Below are 18893 nucleotides of genomic sequence, written 5' to 3' on the forward strand. Positions count from 1 at the left end.
GAGCTTAATTATCACTCCAGACTGAATCGTTTTTTGTGAATGGATTCACAGGTGATATCTGACCTTCCAGATATCAAGGCTAGAAATGGTTTGAGCGTCCCGGGGGGACGGACGGACTTCGTATCCCCCGACGACAGAATTGCAAGCTACTTCTGATATGCAGGATCAGCATATGACTCAACAAGTGACTGCCAAAGATGTAGAGAAATCCCACATTTACCTGGAACTGGGAAAACTGGTTTCCAGCGTCGGAAACGAAACGTTTCTGAGCAATATGCATCAGTTGATCAACGCCTCGGTGGCGGTCAGCCGGGTCGAACTCAGCGAATGGACCGTCGACGACGGCCAGGCGGCGGTGGTCGATGTGCAACTGCTGGGCGCCGCGGGTGCCGAGTTGAGCCCGCAGATGCACGCGGTGTGCCCGACCAATGCCAAGCACCGCAACGACCATCCCCTGGTCAAGCGGGTGCTGGAGGTGGAAGACGCGCTGCTGATCCACCTCAATGCACGGATGAAAAACGAGAAGGACAACAACTGCCTCGGCACGTCCCATCAGTGCAGTCTGATTTCGCGCAAGGCCAATCGTTGCTGCGTGATCTCGTTGCACCGTCCGCGGGTCGATCGCGACTACTCCCTGCAAGAGCTGTCCTTTTTGAAATACCTCTCCGAGACCTTGTTGCCCCTGGCCGAACGGCACGCCCGTGCCCATCGCCAATCCAGTGTGAAAAGCCCTGGCGGGACAACCGCGCGCAGCCTGGTTGCCCTGGAACAGACGCAACTGCAACGCGAGTTCAACGAGCGTTTGAATGCCTGCGAAGTCACGCTCTCAGTGCGGGAAAAGGAGGTCTGCCTGGGACTGCTTGCCGGCGGCACAGTACCTGAGATCGCAGAAAAACTCTGCGTCAAGAACAGTTCCATCGAAACCTACCTCAAGCGTTCCGCGGCCAAGCTGGGTGTCAGCGGGCGACATGGGTTGGCCAAGTGGATGATAGGAGCATAATGAACAAATCCCTGAGCCCATGGCTGGCCATGGCCTTTGCCTTGAGCGGCTGCTCGCTGATCCCCGACTACCAGCGCCCCGCCGCGCCGGTCGCCGCACAGTATCCACAGACGCCCGCCTACGCCCCGGCCCAGTCCGCTGCGCTGGCCGCGGACGTCGGCTGGCGCGAGCTGTTCCGCGATCCGACACTGCAACAACTGATCGAAAGCGCTGTACTCAACAACCGCGATTTGCGCGTGGCGGCCCTCAATGTCGAGGCCTATCAGGCGCAATACCGCATCCAGCGCGCCGACCTGTTCCCGGCGATCAGCGCCAATGGCACCGGCACCCGCCAGCGCCAACCGGCAAGCATTACACAAACCGGCAGCGCGGTGACCAGTGGCAGCTACTCGGCGACACTGGGGATCAGTGCCTATGAACTGGACTTGTTCGGCCGGATCCGCGCCCTCAGTGACCAGGCCTCGCTGACCTACCTGTCCAGCGAAGAAGCACGCCGCAGTACCCAGTTGAGCCTGGTGGCCAGTGTCGCCAACGCCTACCTGACCTGGCGCGCCGACCAGGAACTGCTGGCGTTGACCCAGGACACGCTCAATTCCTACGAGAAAAGCCTGCGCCTGACCGAACGCAGCCAACAAGTCGGCACCGCCTCATCCCTGGCCCTGGCCCAATCGCGCACGTCGGTGGAAAGCGCGCGGACGAGCCTGGCGACCTTTCAGCGCCAGGTCGCCCAGGACCTCAACAACCTGACCTTGCTGGTAGGCACCGCGGTCGCGGACACTCCGTCCGGCCGTCCATTGGCCGCCGACTGGTTCGCCGAAGTGCCGGCCGGCCTGCCTTCGGACCTGCTGCAGCGGCGCCCGGACATTCTCCAGGCCGAATATCAGTTGCAGTCGGCCAATGCCAGCATCGGTGCGGCGCGGGCGGCGTTTTTCCCGAGCATCACCCTGACCGCCAACGCGGGCACTTCCAGCAATGAACTGTCCGGGCTGTTCAAGGGCGGTTCGGGGGGCTGGTTGTTTCAACCGCAGATCAATATCCCGATTTTCAATGCCGGCAGCCTGCAGGCGAGCCTGGATTACTCGAAGATCCAGAAGGACATCCGCGTTTCGCAGTACGAGAAATCGATCCAGACCGCCTTCCAGGAAGTTTCCGATGGCCTGGCGGCACGCCAGACCTACAAGAATCAACTGAAGGCGCAGAACGATCTGGTGCAGGCCAACCAGGAATATTACCGCCTGGCGGAGCGCCGCTATCGCATCGGCGTCGACAACAGCCTGACCTTTCTCGATGCCCAGCGCTCACTGTTCAGCGCCCAGCAGACCCTGATCACCGACCGTTTGTCCCAACTGACCGCCGAGGTCAATCTGTACAAGGCGCTCGGCGGGGGTTGGACGGAACGGACAGCCAAAACCTTGTAACCTTGCGAGATCACTGAAGATGGGCACATTCGAACCTGGGGCACGTGTACGCCTTCGCTCGGGCGGCAAGATAATGGTGGTCACGCATGGCGAGACCACCGCCCCTCTCACCGACACCTTGCTGGTGTTGTGCGAGTACCGGGCCAAGAACCGTCTGGTACAGGGTTTCTACTCCGCCCGGGACCTGATCCTCGCGCCCCGGGAGGCGCTGCCGGCCAATCAGGGTTGAACACGGCCCTGTAGGAGCTGGCGCTCTCAAGAGCTCATTGGCTGACGGGCATTGCACCTGCACCTGGCATGACCTGCCGAGCCTGGGCCGGACTGGCGCTGGCAACAAAGTCCCGCTCACGCAACAGCACCAGCGCGATCAGCGAGACCACCCCGGTGCCGACATAGAAGTACCAGGGCGAGGTAATGTCCCCGGTCAGCTTGATCAACCCGGTGGAAATCAGCGGTGCGCTGCCACCGAAGACCGCCACCGGGATGTTGTACGCCACCGCGATACCGGTCGATCGGATGCGCGTGGGCAGCAGCTCGCTCATCAGTGCGTAGGTCGACGAAGCATAAAGCCCGAACAGGATCGCCACCGCCATCAGCGGCCAGAAAAACGACGCCGCCGTCGCGCTTGGTGCCGACTTGAATAGCCAGTACATCGCCAGGGTCGCCAAGGTGCCCACCACCAGCAGGAACGGCTTGCGCCCGTAGCGATCGGTGAATGCGCCGCCGAACGGCATGACGAAGGCCGCCGAGAAGCTGGCGGTGAAGACATAGAGCAAGGTCGTGCCACTGTCGAACTTGAGAATGCTCGACATGTAGGTCGAGGCAAAGGTCAGCACCAGGTAAAAGATCGAGCTGTGCAGGGTGATGATAAAGAACACCAGGGCAATCGCCCGCTTCCATTGCCAGACCTCGCGCAGCGGCGCCTTCGAGGTCTGCCCGGCGCGCAGCAAGGCGAGGAACTCGGGGCTGTCTTCGAGCTTCAGGCGGATGTACATCGAGATAAGGCCGAGGGGCGCCGCCAGCAGGAACGGAATACGCCAGCCCCAGTCCTGCATCAGTTCGGCGCCCAAGGTCCAGGTCATGCCGTTGGCCACCGCCCCGCCCAGGAGCAAGCCGAGCACCGCGGTCACCATCAACCAGCAAGTGGCAAAACCGCGCCGCCCGGGCCCTGCATACTCGGAGATGAAACTGGTGATGGTACCGATCTCGCCGCCGGCGGAAAAACCCTGCACGCAGCGAATCAACACCAGCAGGATCGGCGCGGCGATCCCCAGCGTCGCATAGGTCGGCAACAGCCCCAGCAGGCAGGTGGAACCGGCCATCATCACCAGCACGGTGATCAAAGTCTTGCGCCGGCCGATCTTGTCCGCCAGCGGCCCGAAGAACAAACCACCCAAGGGGCGGATGAAAAAGCTCAGGGCAAAGGCGGCGAAACTGGCCAACAGGCTGGTGGTGGGGTCGTCGGAGACGAAGAACGACTTGCCGATATAGACGGCGAGAAAACCGTAGACACCGTAGTCGTACCACTCGATCAAGTGGCCGGAGGTCGCACCGATAAACGCCCGGCGCCGTTGCCGGGCCGGGTCTTTGTGTGGCATGCCCATGAAAGGGACTCCTGTCTGATGGCTATCCGTAAAAAGGGTATTCAGGGAACACGGGTGTCATTGGCGCTGGTCTTCAACCAGAGGCGTAGCTCGGTCTTGAGGATCTTGCCATAGCTGTTCCTTGGCAGCTCGCTGCGAAACACGTACTTCTTCGGTTTCTTGAACGAGGCCATGCGCTCGATGAACCAGGCATTGAGGGACGACTCATCGAGCGTCCCGGCCATGCGCGCAACGACGAACGCTACCACCGATTCGCCCCACTGTGTATCCGGTTCGCCGACCACGCAGACTTCGAAGACCCCCGGGTGTTGTGCCAGCACCTCCTCGACTTCTCGCGGGTAGACGTTGCAGCCGCCGGAGATGATCACATCCTTGGAGCGGTCGGTCAGCGTCAGGTAGCCGGCGTCGTCGATAAAACCCACGTCACCGGTCAGCAGCCAGCCATCCACCAGGGTCTGCTGCGTCGCCAACTCGTTGCGCCAATAGCCGTGCATGACAGTGGCGCCACGCACGGCGATTTCGCCCATCTGCCCCGGCGGTAGCGGCCGGAGCCCGGGGTCGAGAATACGGATTTCCACACACGACTGGGCACGGCCCACGGACGCGGCCAGCAAGGCCCAGTCGGGGTTCTGGCGATCGGCGATCAACTCGCGGGACAAGGCGCTGATGGTCATCGGGCTCTCGCCCTGGCCATAGATCTGCACCAGTCGCGGACCGAAGGTGTCCAGCGCATCCTCAAGGTCCGCCAGGTACATCGGCGCGCCGCCATAGACGATGGTCTTGATGCCCTCGCCGCCGTAGCCCTGCCGGCGCGCCTGCTCGACCATGCGCTTGAGCATGGTCGGCGCGGCGAACAAGCTGACATGGCCCAATCCGCTCGCCAGCGCGAACAACTCGTCGGCCTTGAAACCACGGGATTCCGGAACCACATGCCGTGCGGCACGGCGCACATGGATAAAGTTGTAGAGGCCGGCGCCATGGGACATCGGCGCCGCATAGACCACCGCATCCTCGGCGCTGACCGGATCGACATCCAACGGATAACACAGCGACATGGCCGTCAGGTTGCCATGACTGAGCATCACGCCCTTGGAGCGGCCGGTGGTGCCGGAGGTGTAGAACAGCCAGGCAAGGTCGTCGGCTTGCCGCGGACAAGGCGTGACCGGGGCCGCCGAAGCGATCGAGGCAAACGAGCCCATGTCCTCCCGATCCAGCTCCAGGCAGTCCTGGGGCAAGAGTCCGGGCGCGAACACCTGGCCGCCATCGGTGAAAATCAGCCGCGCCTGGGCATTGCCGGCGATCCAGCCGGCCTCGGCGGCGTGCAGCTTGCAATTGATCGGCACCGCCACCGCGCCGATCCACCAGATGGCGTAGAGCAACTCGAGATACTCGCAACAGTTCTTCATGAACAGCGCGACACGCTCGCCGGGGACGATCCCGTGCTCCTCGATCAGGTACCCGGCCCGGTGCCGGACCAAGGCGACAAAGGCGCCATAGTTGGCGACTTGCCGTGCCCCTTCGAACAAGGCGGGACGCTCCGGGCACCGCTGGCCCGCATCGTCCAGCCAGTTGGCGATATTCATGCTCAGCTCCTGCGTGCCTGGAGAACCGAGGCGTAGTTGGCGACCGCCATGCCGCCCATGTTGAACACCAGGCCGAACTCGGGGTTCGCCGCGGCCAGGCCGATGGGCTCGCCAGTCAGTTGCCGGAAAGCCAGGGCATGCATCGAGACGCCGGTCGCGCCCACCGGATGGCCCTTGGCCTTGAGCCCGCCGGAAAGATTCACCGGCAGGCGCCCGCCCGGGCGCACGGTGCCGTCATCCAGGGCGCGATGCCCCTCGCCCTTGGGCGCCAGGCCCATGGCTTCGTAGATCAACAGCTCGGCGATGGTGAAACAGTCGTGGACCTCGGCAAACCCAAGGTCGCCGAGGGTCACACTGGCGCCACGCAGGGCCGCGTGGATCGCCCGCTGCGGCCCTTCGAAGGCGAGGATGTCGCGGCGCGCGATGGGCAGGATATCGTTGACCTGCGCCGTCGAGCGGATCCGCACTTCGCGTCGAAACTGCCGGGCGCGCTTGGCCGAAGCCAGGACAATGGCCGCCGCGCCGTCGCTGATCAGCGAACAATCGGTCAGGCGCAGCGACGGCGCGACCAGCGGGTTGCACTGGGAGACATTGTTGCAGTGCTCGAAATCCATCACCCGGTGCATCTGCGCCAGGGGGTTGGCCATGGCATTGGCGTGGTTCTTCGAGGCAATCGCGGCCATGGACGCCATCGGGCAGTGGTAACGCTCGCGGTACTGCTGCGCGGCGAGGCCGAACAGTTGCGGAAAACTCAGCCCCGCCTCCTCGCTGTCGTTCTGGTAGCCGGCACCGGCCAGGGCCCGGGTGACTTCGGCCGTAGAGTTGGCCGTCATCTTCTCGGCCCCCACCACCAGCACCAACTCGGCGGAACCGGAGAGAATCGCGTTGATCCCCGCCTGAATCGCCGCCGAGCCCGAAGCACAGGCGTTTTCACAGCGGGTGGCGGGCTTGAAACGCAGCCCCGGGTCGGCTTGCAGCAGCAACGAGCTGGCGAAACCGTCCGCGACCATGCCCGAATTGAAATGCCCGAGGAACAGTGCATCGATCTGCGCCGCGTCGATCGCGGCGTCCGTCAGCGCCTGGCGGGTCACTTGAACGATCAGATCTTCCAGGGTGGAACCGTCTAAGCGGCCAAAACGCGAGTGGCCGGCCGCAACGATGGAGACACAATCATGAATCATGGTGATTTTCTTCTTGGCATGGATCAGGCTTTGCTTACAATGGCGCACCGCAGGTAGCACTCGCCAGTTAGTACAATTACGTACGAGGGTACGTAGTGACTGCGGGCCGAAAATCGCCAGTATCGGACTTACCTTGAGGCAGGATGCCAATGACCGTCTTCACGCAACAACTGAAAGACCTTCAGCGCCTGGCATTCATGGTCTCGCCCGCAGCGCAATTGATCACCGGCAACCGCGTGATGCTCGATTGCAACGAGGCCTTCCTGGAATTGTTCGGCTACCCGCGCGAAGAGCTGGTGGGGCAGTCGACCCTGCTGATCTACCCGTCCCAGGCGGACTACAAGACCATCGGCAATCGCAGCCGCAACTGGCTGCGCCGCAGCAAGAGCGGCTCCTACGCCGATGAACGCTTTATGCAGCACAAGAACGGCGAGGTGTTCTGGGCCAGGTCCCAGGGCTATACCCTGACCCCGGACGATCCGTTCAAGCTGATGGTCTGGCATTTCGAGCGCCTGGACCGGGCGCATCACAGCACGGTGGACCTCACGCCGCGGGAACGGGAGGTGTCGATGCATATCGTCAATGGCCTGACCTGCAAGGAAGTGGCCAGGAAACTGGCGATTTCCCACCGGACCGTGGAAGTCCATCGCGCCCGCCTGATGAAAAAGATGCAGGCCAAGAACAGCGCGGACCTGGTGTCGAAGATCATCTTTGTCGATTGAGGCAAAGTCCTTCGTTTTTTTTTCGAAAGCGGCTCAACCAGCGGTATCAGCCCGGACCAGGCAAAGCGATTATCCGGCGTATTGCTCGCGCTAAACCGGGCAGAGACATCCAGATGATGTGAACCTTCCTGGTTGGAGGCTACACGCGCTAGAAGGTGAAATGTCAGGACTCTGGCCAATCACCGTGACCGCCAACTGGCGTGTAATCTTCCGTTTCGTAGGAACGGACGTCGAATTGGTCAACTACTTGGACTACCACTGAACGGAGTTCCTTCATGGGCATGCCCCCATCAGCCCAGATCTTGCTGTAAGACTGGAGCGCGCTGGCATCAGTACTGCACGTCTCTGGCTGAGTATTCAGGCAGACGGTGGAGCATCGAGAACAGCCCACTATCGAACGTTATACCCAGGCGGGCTGATGCAAAGTTGGGGGCAACCTGCGCTCAGATCGTTCCCGGCGTTGCGGGAACGATCTGACAAAACCAGGCCCTAGCGCTTGGCCAGTTCCATGATCATGCGGCTCAGCAGATAGATCCGGGGCGACACGCTTTCCACCTCGGCGTATTCCTCGGGGGTATGGATATTACCGCCGACAATGCCGAAGCCATCCAGCGTCGGCGTGCCCACGCCCGCCGACAGGCTGGCATCCGCCGCCCCGCCGCTGCCCTCGATAGTCAGCTTGCGGCCCAGTTCACCGTAGATCCCCTGGGCGATGGTCACCAGCGCATCCGACTCGGCGGTTTCCGGCATCGGCGGCAAACCGCGCAACAGGCTGGTCTTGACCTCGGTTTCCGGAATCAGCTTGTTGGCCGAAACCCGTGCCAGGTCCTTCTCGATCCGATCGAACTCCTCCGGCAATGCCGCCCGCACATCGGCCTTGGCGGTGGCCTGGTCAGGGATCACATTGATCCGGTCCCCGGCCTTGAGCACGGTGAAGTTGATGGTGGTCTTCTTCTCTTCATCGCCCAACTTGCTCAGTTGCAGGATCTGGTGGGCTGCTTCCATGGCCGCGTTGCGTCCCAACTCCGGTGCCACGCCGGCGTGCGCGGCCTTGCCCTTGATCTCGACTACTGCGGTGGCGCTGCCCTTGCGCCAGACCACCAGGCCATCGGCCGGACGACCGGGTTCCAGGTTCAGGGTCACGTCGTGGGCCTTGGCGGTGTTCCGGATCAGTTCGGAGGCGATCTCCGAGCCGGTTTCCTCGCTGGCGTCGAGCAGGAAGGTGATTTGCGCGTAGTCCTGGAAGTTCTGGTTCTTCAGCACTTTGAGGGCATAGATCCCGGCGACGATGCCGCCCTTGTCATCCATTACGCCAGGGCCGTAGGCGCGACCGTCCTTGATCTGGAATGGACGCTCGCTTGCCGAGCCTTCCTTGAACACGGTGTCCATATGCGCCATCAACAGGATTTTGGCCTTGCCGGTGCCCTTGAAGGTAGCGAGTACGTGGCTGTTACGGGCGTGTGCGTCGGGCACCAGTTCAATGGTCGCGCCGAGTTTTTTCAGCTCATCAACGGTGATATCGCGTACCTGGGTCAGGCCCGGCTCGTAGCCGGAACCCGAATCGATATTGACCAGGCGTTCCAGCAACTTCAGGGCTTCGGCCTTGTACTGTTCGGCGTCGGCCTGGATTTGTTTATGGGGTTCGGCGCTCCAGGCCGGTGCGGTGAAACCGCAGGCGAGCGCCAGGCCGAGGGTGGTGGCCAATACGGTGCGGGGGAGATTGAACGTCATGAACGGATCCTTGTTTTTTATTGGAGTGTTGCATGTCTACCGGTTGCTTCATCCTCGCTACATCTTGATGCCCGTCAGGGTGTAACACATTGGCACAGCCCAATAGCCGTCTTCATAGATGTCATAGATCTCTTCCCGGTTGGAGTGCGGGTACTCCGAAAAATGACTGATGCGCAAACCGGCACTGATCGTGCCGGTGATGATTTCAGCCAGGGTATGAGGATGCCAGTAGCTGCTGATGCCGTTGGCCTCGGCTTGGCCTTCGTAGACGATGGTTTTGTCTTCAACGATTGGGCCGGTCTGGAAGTAGGAGCTGGAGATTCTCCACCGGTCGGTAGACTCGGGGTCCAGCATCTCCAGAAAGGGATGTGTTTCGTAGATCACCAGCGTGCCGCCCGGCCTGAGCGTCTTCGCTGCGTGGACGAAGAATGCCTTGATGTCTGGCATCCAGTTCAGGACGCCGATGGTGATCAGGGCGATATCGAAACTTTCGTGAAGATCGGCCGGTAACTCATGCACATCGGATTCGACGAATGTCGGTGTATGGGGGGAGCGTGCCGTCAGCTCGCGGGCCTGATCCAGAAAGGCCGAGGCCTGGTCCAGCCCCACGACGGTTCGGGCGCCCAAGGCAAATAACGAAAGTGATTCGCGGCCGTTGTTGCAGCCCAGTTGGATAACGTCCTTGCCGGCGATACCGACCTCACGCAAGCGCTCGGTCAGGGTTGCATCCAGGCATGAAAAGTCCGGCATGCCGACTGATTCGAGGAGAGTCGTCCAGGCGCGGCTGGTTCTGTGGTGGTCGGCGGAGGCGTTCCAGGCGTCTCGATTGCTGCTGATGACGCTCTTGGCGGATGACATGTTCTAGTTCCCTTAGAATGATTCTTCGTCTGCAATAAATCTCGACCGGGCTGTCTTGCCTGAGTCTTACGCAATGCTCATTGCGTCTAATACAGAGTTGAACGATCTTCAAAGCGTACGTGAATTGGCGGGTACAAGGAAGGCAGCAAGATTTGCGTTGGCCTTAAACGAAAAAGAGATCAAGCAGCCAAATACTTGATCTCTCTGAGTGGGGAAACGGGAGCAGATTTATTTGCTCACAGCCTCAATCAATCGACAGTTTGTCCACTGCGTGAGGACAGCTGATTGGATGGGGCCGCACACTCAAGCAAGGCGTCCACCACTGCACGCGCCACCTCCACCGAATGCAGCATGCCCCAGAACAACGCCCGCTCGACGGGGTTGGTATGCAGGCTGATTTCGTCGCCATTGAGTTCAGCCGTTTCGAGCAGATTCGAAACGTAGATCAGTGCGTCATGGGCATTGACGCCCGGTTGGATGGCGAACAGCGTGGGTTTGTACGGGGCTTCGGGGGTGACGGGTTTGGAGCAGGTGAACGCGAGGGTGTCGAGTAATCGAGGGGGATTGGTCGGGACCGGCTCAGGCTCATCGGAGAGTTTGCGCAAGTACAGGCTTCTGTCGGCGGTACTGAGGGTTTTACGAACGGCCGGCGGATCGGGGGTGATCTTCTTTGACATGGTGACGCTCCTTCTTCTTAAGAATGAAGCTCGTCATCTCAGGCTGCAAAACGAAAGGTGGCGAGCCGTACACAGGTTTGCAGACCGGGAAGAAGGAACCGGCAGGCCGAAGCCTCCTGCGCACAGCTCGCCATAACACGAGCATAAAAATACCGCATACGCGGCGCTGTGCGCCTTCTTCGAAACCGGGCTGCAAAACCCGCGTCGCTGAATTTGCAGCGACAGCGGAACTGTAGTCCTGGCGTTTGGCGCACGCAATATTCTCCCACGCCTGAAGCATGTGGGAAATATGAGTTTTTTCGGCAGTCCATTTCGCGTATTGATTGAGCGCTACTGAGCCGCGCGCGCTAAAGCGAAGACCCAAGCCTTACCCCATACTGATGAAAACACGTCGATCAGCAACGGAGGATGTCAGGAAAGCAGGCATCCGAAGAGAGTTAAGTGCCAATCAAATGCGTCCCCTTTTCCGAGGTACATCTGCGAGGCGGGATAAGCGCTTGATTGAATCGCTCCCGCACTGCAAGCGGGAGCGACCGGAACCTTACTGAGCCTGGATCAACTTGCTTTCGCTGACACCGGCACGGCCGGTTTTGTCGTCGACAACTTGCAGATTGTTGCGGGCCTTGATGAAACCTACTTTCACTTCCTGCCAGACAAAATAGTTCTTGCCGGCTTCAGCCGTAAGTTTCAACTCGGAATCGTTTTCTGCCGAAGACACCAACGTCTGCTGGCCCGCCGGGACAGAGAGCATCAGGTAAGACTTGGCAACGGTCTGCCCTACTGGCTTGCCGTTGAGCGCGACGGGCATTTTCACGCCGGCGCCCATGCTTTCGTTGCGATAAACGTAGATGTTGGCTTTGTCGGGGCTGACCTGAAACGTCTTGGCTTGAGCGTCCTGGTTGTCGTCAGCCATTTTTACCGAAGCGCAGCCAGCGGTAAGGGCGGTCAGTGCCAGCAAAGCGGTGAAGATGAACTGCTTGAACATTGTGTATCTCCATTTTTTGATGAGTCCAACGAACCGTTATCGGCAGCGCTCGACAAAAGGCAATGAGCCATCATTGAAAAAACGGAAATAATTTCATCAGCGTGTGATGCCAGTGCCGCTAAGGAAACTCCGAACAAGCCCCCAAACGTGCTGAAATACAGTCTCATCAGCAGAGTCTGCTCATCGCCTCCTTTACCGCGAAAACGTCCCAACGAGGCATCCAAAACAGCACCGCTGGCGAGAAAAACGATTCCCACCAACCGGCAGATGGGAAAGCCCAGCCCGGCTTTTTGCCCACGAGATTGCGGGTAGGCTTCTTGGTTGGCCGGTGTATCCGGCAGGGTGACCGTGGTGCCGTCCACGAGGCGCACAGGCCGCCCCCTCCAACGCCATGACGACGGAGCCTGGTTGCTCATTGATGACCCCGTGGAGCGCAACAAGGTTGAAACCATCTCCACCGGCAACCGCGCTCTGGCTTTGCAGTAAGCGCCGGTATGAATGCTGTTGGATTTCAAACCCTCGCAGGAGCGTTTGATAGACAAATCATTCACGGCATTCTGGCAGGACCGATCGGCGCTCATCGCCTGGGCCCAAAAAAACATCGACAGTGTTTCGGTCGGCGGGAATAGCCGCTGGCGATGCTTGGGTATCGACGACTCGATACCCCGCAGTAGCTCTGGATTGGTGAGCAGCTTGAAGAAAGCATGAGCATTGCTGTTCGTGGCGTGCTGGCGCATACGTTGCTGTTGATGCCGGACGATTTGGCGTCTACGATTCACTCGGGCTGTGTCCTTGCTTGATCGGTGTGTGTTCGCAACTATCACCGTAGACCAAGACCAACCCTTTTTCATTTTTTGCAGCTATATCAGTCAGTTAGCCGTTAAGTAAGTGCCATTCGGGACGGATTTATTTTCTGTTTATTCACTGCCGACCCTTGGCACCCACCGACAAAATCAAATAAATCCGTCCCCCTTTTTAGTTCTTCTGCTCCAATTCAGAAAAAATCTCTCGCATACTACTTATCATCAGCGTTTACCTGTTGTCACGTTAACCTTCACACCGGGAAATTTCTGTTCGAACTGACAAATAACCCCACTACAAGACACACACACTGGAGAAACGGGAGCAGATTTATTTGCTCATTGCCTCAATCAATCGACAGGTTGTCCACTGCGTGAGGACAGCTGATTGGACGGGGCCGCGCCCTCAAGCAAGGCGTCCACCACTGCACGCGCCACCTCCACCGAATGCAGCATGCCCCAGAACAACGCCCGCTCGACGGGGTTGGTATGCAGGCTGATTTCGTCGCCATTGAGTTCAGCCGTTTCGAGCAGGTTCGAAACGTAGCTCAGCGCGTCTTGGGCGTTGATGCCCGGCTGGATGGCGAACAGCGTGGGTTTGTAGGGGGCTTCGGGGATGACGGGTTTGGCGCAAGTGAACGCGAGGGTATCGAGCAATCGAGGGGGATTGATCGGGACTGACTCAGGCCCGTTGGATGGGTTATCTGAGAGTTTACGCAGGTAGATGCTTCTGTCAGCGGTACTGAGGGTTTTGCTAACAATCGGCGGATCGGGGGTGATCTTCTTAGTCATGGTGACGCTCCTTTTCATGAATGGAAGTTCGTCACCCACGCTGCAAAACGAAAGGTGGCGAGCCGTACACAGGTTTGCAGACCGGGAAAAGGAACCGGCAGGCCGAAGCCTCCTGCGCACAGCTCGCCATAACACGAGCGTAAAAATGCCGCTTACGCGGCGCTGTGCGCCTTTTCGAGCCGGGCTGCAAAACCCGATGTCGCTGAATTTGCAGCGACAGTCGAACTGTAGCCCTGACGTTTGGCGCACGCAATATTCTCCCATGCCTGAAGCGTGTGGGAAATATGAGTTTTTTCGGAAGGCTATTTCGTGTGCTGATTGAGGGTTGCTGGGCTGCGCCTGGAGGCACAAAAAACGGCCTATTCGAACGCCTACAACGCGTCATCTTTCATGCGCCAATTCATGGCTTTATGCTATCATTGAACACCATATGTATTACCGTAGCAAAGGACGGCCTCGTGGTAAGAGTCAACATCAAGCGCCTCGCATTAATATTTCTACTTTTCTCCACAGTTGGTGCAAACGCCGAGAGTTTCAAAATCACCTCCGAAAGCGAAGCGCTATATTTTAAGGCATTACCTTACCTTGATGAGATCGACAAAGAAGACAACGATTTTTTCAGAAAGTACGGTCGTCGCTCTTCTGAAACGAAACCTTCCGAGGATCAAAAGAAACAATATCGGGAACGATTGACATCACTTTTAAATAAAGGAATCCCTCTACTCAAACAATCAGCTGATGAAGGCAATCCAGCCGCGCAGTACCGCCTGGCCTGGATTTCTTCGCGATTTGAACCTCGTGAAAAAGTCGTTGATAAAATCTGTACGCTGCTAAAATCCAGTCTGAGCCACGGGTTTGCCCCAGCAGGTACACAGATGCTCATGTATTGCTTTGATGATGTCAAAACAACTGAATTCCGTTCACTGATCGACGCCTTACCAAATGATGAAAACTCACTTCGCAAGTATTACCCGCAATCAACAATTATGGCGATCTGTGACATGTTTCATGGGGTCCGAGATAGCGATGCAATCGTCTCGCTTGATGAGAAAGACACTCGCGCCAATCTCTACATGTCTCTTGCCACTCAAATGTCTAGACAGAGCCTGAAGCAGGAGAGACTCCACTACCTTCAAAAAGCCGCCCAGTATGGATGTAAGGACGCAATAGAAAGACTTAGAACTCCAATCGGTAGTTGAAAGATACGAATTTTCCATCAAGCACAAATTAGAGCTCTGAAGGTCATGGCGCAAAGGTGAGACGCTGTGTACTTATAGCCATTTTTATTCAATTACCCCGTTATGGAGACTTTATGCGCCCCTATGGCCTGTTCTACGTTCTACTTGGTTGGATGCTCACCGGCTGCAGCATTCCTTATCAAACACCTGAAGCCCTGAGACAGATTGAGCACGACCTGAAGATTCCCCAGGGTTCGATGCAGGCCCTGAGCCAAACCAACTGGTGCTACCTGCCCTATGGTTCGGATCATGGTGGCGACGGACAGTGCAGGGCCGTGCAAGGCTTGGGAATCCTTGCCAGCGATGGCTTGATACTGAGCACTTATTCAGGCGGTAGCTATCAACGCTTCATCACCCTGCGCACCAGCGATGTACTCTGCATCAAGACCTTCCGTGGCCGCGAAGCCGCCGAGAGCTTCTTTGCCTTCACACAAGCTGGTGCCACACAGATCATCCCGATGACCGCCAACGGGCATCTCAACACCCCAATAAAAATCCAGTTTCTGGATTACCTGATCGGCCAGAACCAGCCAAGCGCAATGGGTTCCGATAAGAGCTATGTCCGCGACACCGGAAAAAAGTCCTACTCTGCAGGTACTGTCCCGGGTACGAAAATACCCTACTTCTCTTCAACGGCGGTCACGGAAGTCTTCAATCCCTGCCCGAAAAACTAAGGCGCCGCCGGTCTGTTTCATATCGACTAGGTGCCATCATCCCGCACCAGACAACGTTTACTGCTGATTCCTGGGCGGCCCTCAACGAAATTAAATAAATTTGTCCTCTTTTCACGCTCGTACTGATTGAGGGCTGCGGGGCTGCGCCTCGTGCCATAAAGCGAAGACCCAAGTCTTACCCCTCGTTAAGGACAACACGTTGTTAAGCAAGGACAGAGATCACTCCCCAAGAAACCGTCCTGCAAATCGCCAGCTCTGCGGGGAGTGGCGCGTTTCTACAATTAAATCCCCCTTCTTTACATTTATGTGGCGCTGTAATGGAATCAACGCTGGATCCGTCACTATGGTGTCTTCAGATGCAACGGTATAGGTAAATCCGAGCCTGCTGTTGAAGCCGTTATACAATTTGCAGTCAATGGTTGGCGAAGGGTCGACGCGGCCGACGCATTCCGTGACCCTCTCGGAGTAGAGAGGGCGGATTTTTTCCTTACTGTAGTAGGAAAGAATGAAGCCACTTCCGAATCGTCTAAATAGGAGTTTTGTATAACCGGCTGAATGTCCACCATCGTCAGTCAACTCCACGGGGCGTGTGAAATAGTCGAGGGCTTTGGCGGTTTCAATGTCCTGTGCCTTTTGTTGTTCAGGAGTCAACGGCGTAGCGCAGGATGCGACAAGGGTGGATGCGATTAGACATAGAAGAAGATGGCGCAGAGACATAAAAATTACCTACTCGTGAGATACTTTCCAGAAAGACCGTGCAAAATCCACGCACTGATTTAACGCTATAAATATGAAAAATTGTTCACCCCCTCTATCGCACAACACTCTGCGACATAGAGATTCTGGGACTACTTCACCGTATTCCAAAGTGCAATCTGGAGTTCCCCCACTAACACATCTGTATAGTCGTAGGGCATTTCTTGGATTATTACAACTCGCCAAAAGCACGAGCCAGACTGGACTATCTTGACTTTAAGTCGGGAACCTCCATCCTTAACCATCCCACCATAACCTTGCCAATATGGGTATTTTTCTTTTTCGAAAAAACGACCGCCACCCGAGAAGCTCATATAGGTCACCGCATTTTTTTGGAATGCACGCACATATTCATCCAGGGTAGAACCTGCCTGTTGTTGCATAGCAAAAACGACTACGGCATGACCAGTTCGTTCGGAAAACTCATACACTTGGTGGCCACCACCATTCACCCGAGCAGAAAACTTCCAACGCGAATCAAGCTTTGCTCTAAGTTTAGTAAGTGGATTTTCCCAATAGTAGCTCCTCTGCATGATGTGTTGTAGCACTTCACGCTGGGTAGCTTGATCCATAGAGCTAAATAATGTTATGCCTCCGTAAACGCCTACAAAGGCAAAACCAAAAGTAATTTTACGTACCCAGGTTAAAGGTTTTGAGCGCACTCGAAAATTCAAGGACTCATCATAGCTAGTTTGATGCCCCCCCCTAAGCCTGTGCGCTTGGTTCGCCATTGTAAATAGATTGACGAAAGGAACTCCGAAAGCGAACGCGCTGGCCCATATTGAAAAATTTCGGTTGAGATACTGAAGAAAGTTTAGCGACTTTGCAGCGGACGTTTCAACCTTTAGTCCAAGCCAAGCCTTACCGGGGGTGTTTCCGAACACCCGATACAACAAAGCATCCAATAACATTGCAATCGGGAGACATAGTATACTGAACAGCGGATTCGCTCCTGTCTTATGGATCCACTCAACGAAATTTGTGGAGCAACTACCTAATACAGCGCCCAATACTAAGATTGTGAGCCCCGCCTCCCACCACGTGTCAAAAATACGAGCGAAAAACCGAGGCCAGCGAGTTGCGGAGGAATCACCAGGCCTGCCAGGATCGGTGCTCCATAATAAAGACGGAGAATCTGCTGCCTTTAAGTCGTACGGCTCCGATACTTTATCCCGAGGCCGCCAAGGATCCATGCTTTCGTTCCACAGAATGTTTTTTGAACCAGCGCCCTTGGATTGGCAAGATCGCTTCAGCTTATCCACTTCGACTGACCCAGTTTTTTTGCCGTTATTGATACGCCACCAAGTGACCATTATTACTCCTTGCAGCCGACGAACATTAGACAGCACATGACATATACGGAAGCGCGAAAACTTGGCTTATCGAGAGTTAAGCGGACTTTCCGATCAGATACCACATGACTCCTGACGATTATAGAAAAAACAAACAAATCCGTTCTTTTTTTCGCCACCTACAATGCAAGCACTTCAAACAAGCATTCAATCAGGCTTTGTATCAACGTTACTCACGACCAACATCTACCATTTCGATCAATTTCATGCCACCGGCACTAACGCAAAAAGAATACCCCCCTTCGAAACATCATAACGCTCTATATACTCCTTAGCTTTCAAAGCACTCCGAACAACAAAGTCCGCTTCGGATTCGAAATTATTTTTATTGCAAAACCAGCTATCGTAGTTTTGTTCGATACAACCCGACTCCAGACTATAAACATCCCCCCCCAAAATAGCCACGCCCGCACTAGATAGACGAGCAATAGCTTCTATTGCCTGCACAGCGGTAAGTGCCCAATTGCGCACACCTATGGATTCTAACGAATCCCCCACACCTAAAATTGCATCAATTTCTTCTGACCAAAAACCCGCCAAAATTTACTCTCCTCGACTAGGCCTAAATAGACGATGATTTATAGAACCATCGGGCTCTTTAATGAACTCAAAAACCCCCTCTTTACCTTGGTAGTCACCAGGAATTTTTAGTATATCCCTGACGATGCCGTCCCTACCAGTAAGCTGCGTGACTGACACCATGCCGGGGGATTACTCACTGTTGGATGTGCTGGAGAGGATGTGCATCCGATCCGAAGTAGCCCGAAAGAGGTTATCCTGACCTTAAATCAGCTGGCCCTGGAAGCGGTCGTGATTCCACCGATATCGCTCAGGGTAAGAAAATACCCTACTTCTCTTCAGTGGCGGTCACAGAAGTCTTCAGTCCCTGCCCGGAAAACTAGGTCAGCGCCAGTTTGGTTCATATCGACTCGGCGCCCCCTCCCGCGCTAGACGGCAGATGCAGCCCAATCCGTTTCCTGCCAGGCCCTAATTGTATTTGGCAAACGGCGAGGCCAATCGGGCTTTTCAGGGCCAGATAAGATTCCCTGACACTTATCGATCACCAGTCAGATACTGAGAAGCTTGGAGTCGAACCAGACATCCTCGTATTGTTCCGTGATGAGAAACCTTGATCCAGGTGGAAGCCCCAAGTATGGGAGAAGCAGGGGCTCCCAATTTTCAACGTGCGAGACATGCAAAGGAGCAAAAAAATCTGAAGCATCAGAAAGTACCTCTCCAGCCCATATATACCAGCCACACGTTCCAAGCTCGGGTTTAATTCGCATGCCGTTCAACGGACGTACCCCATCCTTAACGTTAAGGGATATTCCAACTTTATGATTCAGATCACATCCAAAAAATTCCACACCCAACCTTGAACAAACTGCCCGCTGTACCGCTTCTATATTTTCTTTCATAGTCAAAATCCAAAATATTTTCTCATAGCCTTGCCAAATGCTCCTAGCTGTCCGCCCTGGCTTGCCGAACAACTTGGACAGTGGGGCTGGACGGCGTTGAGCGA

18 protein-coding genes and 3 pseudogenes are annotated in these 18893 nt (G+C 56.6%); 8 read left to right on the top strand and 13 right to left on the bottom strand.

Translation table 11 applies throughout. The features are described from left to right. The first annotated feature begins 172 nt into the window (after nt 1–172). The 3 genes from M5B96_RS08205 (at nt 173) to M5B96_RS08215 (ending at nt 2647) form a co-directional block, all read left to right on the top strand. Entirely contained in the window at nt 173–1000 is an 828-nt protein-coding gene (locus M5B96_RS08205) for a helix-turn-helix transcriptional regulator (RefSeq protein WP_248796186.1), read from the top strand. Next, nucleotides 1000–2418 (top strand): efflux transporter outer membrane subunit, encoded by a 1419-nt coding sequence (locus M5B96_RS08210; protein WP_248796187.1) that lies wholly within the window; start codon nt 1000–1002, stop codon nt 2416–2418. The genes M5B96_RS08205 and M5B96_RS08210 overlap by 1 nt, the downstream gene beginning before the upstream one ends. A gap of 73 nt (nt 2419–2491) precedes the next feature. Beyond that, complete coding sequence (locus M5B96_RS08215; protein WP_248796188.1) at nt 2492–2647, top strand: hypothetical protein; 156 nt, start codon at nt 2492–2494, stop codon at nt 2645–2647. 34 nt (nt 2648–2681) lie between these two features. On the opposite strand, the gene M5B96_RS08220 is transcribed toward M5B96_RS08215, so the two are convergent. From M5B96_RS08220 to M5B96_RS08230, 3 genes are read right to left on the bottom strand one after another with little or no spacing between them, the layout of a single operon-like run. Next, the gene (locus M5B96_RS08220; protein WP_248796189.1) at nt 2682–4022 is read right to left on the bottom strand and encodes an MFS transporter; all 1341 of its coding nucleotides are present in this window, start codon (nt 4020–4022) and stop codon (nt 2682–2684) included. A gap of 41 nt (nt 4023–4063) precedes the next feature. Beyond that, nucleotides 4064–5605, bottom strand: a complete 1542-nt coding sequence (locus tag M5B96_RS08225) for a class I adenylate-forming enzyme family protein (protein ID WP_248796190.1) — start codon at nt 5603–5605, stop codon at nt 4064–4066. A 2-nt stretch (nt 5606–5607) separates the two neighbouring features. After that, on the bottom strand, nt 5608–6786 hold the full coding sequence (locus M5B96_RS08230) for an acetyl-CoA acetyltransferase (protein ID WP_248796191.1): 1179 nt from the start codon (nt 6784–6786) through the stop codon (nt 5608–5610). Nucleotides 6787–6935: 149 nt separating this feature from the next. On the opposite strand from M5B96_RS08230, the gene M5B96_RS08235 reads away from it, so the two are divergent. From M5B96_RS08235 to M5B96_RS08245, 3 genes and pseudogenes are all read left to right on the top strand, one after another. After that, the gene (locus M5B96_RS08235) at nt 6936–7508 is read left to right on the top strand and encodes a LuxR C-terminal-related transcriptional regulator (protein WP_248796192.1); all 573 of its coding nucleotides are present in this window, start codon (nt 6936–6938) and stop codon (nt 7506–7508) included. A 3-nt stretch (nt 7509–7511) separates the two neighbouring features. Then, nucleotides 7512–7770: pseudogene (locus M5B96_RS08240) on the top strand (type II toxin-antitoxin system RelE/ParE family toxin); the annotation flags it as partial. Next, nucleotides 7771–7927 (top strand): annotated as a pseudogene (locus tag M5B96_RS08245) (helix-turn-helix transcriptional regulator); the annotation flags it as partial. A 70-nt stretch (nt 7928–7997) separates the two neighbouring features. On the opposite strand, the gene M5B96_RS08250 reads toward M5B96_RS08245, so the two are convergent. From M5B96_RS08250 to M5B96_RS08275, 6 genes and pseudogenes are all read right to left on the bottom strand, one after another. Continuing rightward, on the bottom strand, nt 7998–9239 hold the full coding sequence (locus M5B96_RS08250) for a M20/M25/M40 family metallo-hydrolase (protein WP_248796193.1): 1242 nt from the start codon (nt 9237–9239) through the stop codon (nt 7998–8000). A 57-nt stretch (nt 9240–9296) separates the two neighbouring features. Further along, nucleotides 9297–10097, bottom strand: a complete 801-nt coding sequence (locus M5B96_RS08255) for a class I SAM-dependent methyltransferase (RefSeq protein WP_248796194.1) — start codon at nt 10095–10097, stop codon at nt 9297–9299. A gap of 248 nt (nt 10098–10345) precedes the next feature. Next, nucleotides 10346–10774 carry a hypothetical protein gene (locus M5B96_RS08260; protein WP_248796195.1) on the bottom strand — a complete coding sequence of 143 codons (429 nt, stop codon included), beginning with the start codon at nt 10772–10774 and terminating at the stop codon, nt 10346–10348. Between the two features lie 541 nt (nt 10775–11315). Beyond that, nucleotides 11316–11759 (bottom strand): DUF2846 domain-containing protein, encoded by a 444-nt coding sequence (locus M5B96_RS08265; RefSeq protein ID WP_248796196.1) that lies wholly within the window; start codon nt 11757–11759, stop codon nt 11316–11318. Between the two features lie 167 nt (nt 11760–11926). Beyond that, nucleotides 11927–12538: pseudogene (locus M5B96_RS08270) on the bottom strand (IS4 family transposase); the annotation flags it as partial. A gap of 372 nt (nt 12539–12910) precedes the next feature. Further along, nucleotides 12911–13351 (bottom strand): hypothetical protein, encoded by a 441-nt coding sequence (locus M5B96_RS08275; protein WP_248796197.1) that lies wholly within the window; start codon nt 13349–13351, stop codon nt 12911–12913. 284 nt (nt 13352–13635) lie between these two features. Here M5B96_RS08275 and M5B96_RS08280 point away from each other — a divergent pair, with 284 nt between their 5' ends. Next, on the top strand, nt 13636–14550 hold the full coding sequence (locus M5B96_RS08280) for a hypothetical protein (RefSeq protein ID WP_248796198.1): 915 nt from the start codon (nt 13636–13638) through the stop codon (nt 14548–14550). Between the two features lie 113 nt (nt 14551–14663). After that, nucleotides 14664–15263, top strand: a complete 600-nt coding sequence (locus M5B96_RS08285; protein ID WP_248796199.1) for a hypothetical protein — start codon at nt 14664–14666, stop codon at nt 15261–15263. Nucleotides 15264–15482: 219 nt separating this feature from the next. On the opposite strand, the gene M5B96_RS08290 is transcribed toward M5B96_RS08285, so the two are convergent. The 4 genes from M5B96_RS08290 to M5B96_RS08305 all read right to left on the bottom strand — a co-directional run bounded on the left by M5B96_RS08290 (nt 15483) and on the right by M5B96_RS08305 (nt 18789). Then, nucleotides 15483–15980 carry a hypothetical protein gene (locus M5B96_RS08290; protein ID WP_248796200.1) on the bottom strand — a complete coding sequence of 166 codons (498 nt, stop codon included), beginning with the start codon at nt 15978–15980 and terminating at the stop codon, nt 15483–15485. Between the two features lie 131 nt (nt 15981–16111). Further along, complete coding sequence (locus M5B96_RS08295; protein ID WP_248796201.1) at nt 16112–17332, bottom strand: RDD family protein; 1221 nt, start codon at nt 17330–17332, stop codon at nt 16112–16114. A 243-nt stretch (nt 17333–17575) separates the two neighbouring features. Then, nucleotides 17576–17911 carry an Imm40 family immunity protein gene (imm40, locus tag M5B96_RS08300; protein WP_248796202.1) on the bottom strand — a complete coding sequence of 112 codons (336 nt, stop codon included), beginning with the start codon at nt 17909–17911 and terminating at the stop codon, nt 17576–17578. A gap of 527 nt (nt 17912–18438) precedes the next feature. Continuing rightward, entirely contained in the window at nt 18439–18789 is a 351-nt protein-coding gene (locus tag M5B96_RS08305) for a hypothetical protein (protein ID WP_248796203.1), read from the bottom strand. Between the last annotated feature and the right edge of the window lie 104 nt (nt 18790–18893).

The organism is Pseudomonas sp. MWU13-2105, assembly GCF_023242315.1.
In the GTDB taxonomy this organism is placed as follows: domain Bacteria; phylum Pseudomonadota; class Gammaproteobacteria; order Pseudomonadales; family Pseudomonadaceae; genus Aquipseudomonas.

Excerpts from the sequence above, each read along its gene's own strand:
- M5B96_RS08205 (WP_248796186.1), top strand. The coding sequence starts at position 173 with ATGACTCAACAAGTGACTGCCAAAGATGTAGAGAAATCCCACATTTAC.
- M5B96_RS08210 (WP_248796187.1), top strand. The coding sequence starts at position 1,000 with ATGAACAAATCCCTGAGCCCATGGCTGGCCATGGCCTTTGCCTTGAGC.
- M5B96_RS08215 (WP_248796188.1), top strand. The coding sequence starts at position 2,492 with ATGGTGGTCACGCATGGCGAGACCACCGCCCCTCTCACCGACACCTTG.
- M5B96_RS08220 (WP_248796189.1), bottom strand. The coding sequence starts at position 4,022 with ATGGGCATGCCACACAAAGACCCGGCCCGGCAACGGCGCCGGGCGTTT.
- M5B96_RS08225 (WP_248796190.1), bottom strand. The coding sequence starts at position 5,605 with ATGAATATCGCCAACTGGCTGGACGATGCGGGCCAGCGGTGCCCGGAG.
- M5B96_RS08230 (WP_248796191.1), bottom strand. The coding sequence starts at position 6,786 with ATGATTCATGATTGTGTCTCCATCGTTGCGGCCGGCCACTCGCGTTTT.
- M5B96_RS08235 (WP_248796192.1), top strand. The coding sequence starts at position 6,936 with ATGACCGTCTTCACGCAACAACTGAAAGACCTTCAGCGCCTGGCATTC.
- M5B96_RS08250 (WP_248796193.1), bottom strand. The coding sequence starts at position 9,239 with ATGACGTTCAATCTCCCCCGCACCGTATTGGCCACCACCCTCGGCCTG.
- M5B96_RS08255 (WP_248796194.1), bottom strand. The coding sequence starts at position 10,097 with ATGTCATCCGCCAAGAGCGTCATCAGCAGCAATCGAGACGCCTGGAAC.
- M5B96_RS08260 (WP_248796195.1), bottom strand. The coding sequence starts at position 10,774 with ATGTCAAAGAAGATCACCCCCGATCCGCCGGCCGTTCGTAAAACCCTC.
- M5B96_RS08265 (WP_248796196.1), bottom strand. The coding sequence starts at position 11,759 with ATGTTCAAGCAGTTCATCTTCACCGCTTTGCTGGCACTGACCGCCCTT.
- M5B96_RS08275 (WP_248796197.1), bottom strand. The coding sequence starts at position 13,351 with ATGACTAAGAAGATCACCCCCGATCCGCCGATTGTTAGCAAAACCCTC.
- M5B96_RS08280 (WP_248796198.1), top strand. The coding sequence starts at position 13,636 with ATGAGTTTTTTCGGAAGGCTATTTCGTGTGCTGATTGAGGGTTGCTGG.
- M5B96_RS08285 (WP_248796199.1), top strand. The coding sequence starts at position 14,664 with ATGCGCCCCTATGGCCTGTTCTACGTTCTACTTGGTTGGATGCTCACC.
- M5B96_RS08290 (WP_248796200.1), bottom strand. The coding sequence starts at position 15,980 with ATGTCTCTGCGCCATCTTCTTCTATGTCTAATCGCATCCACCCTTGTC.
- M5B96_RS08295 (WP_248796201.1), bottom strand. The coding sequence starts at position 17,332 with ATGGTCACTTGGTGGCGTATCAATAACGGCAAAAAAACTGGGTCAGTC.
- M5B96_RS08305 (WP_248796203.1), bottom strand. The coding sequence starts at position 18,789 with ATGAAAGAAAATATAGAAGCGGTACAGCGGGCAGTTTGTTCAAGGTTG.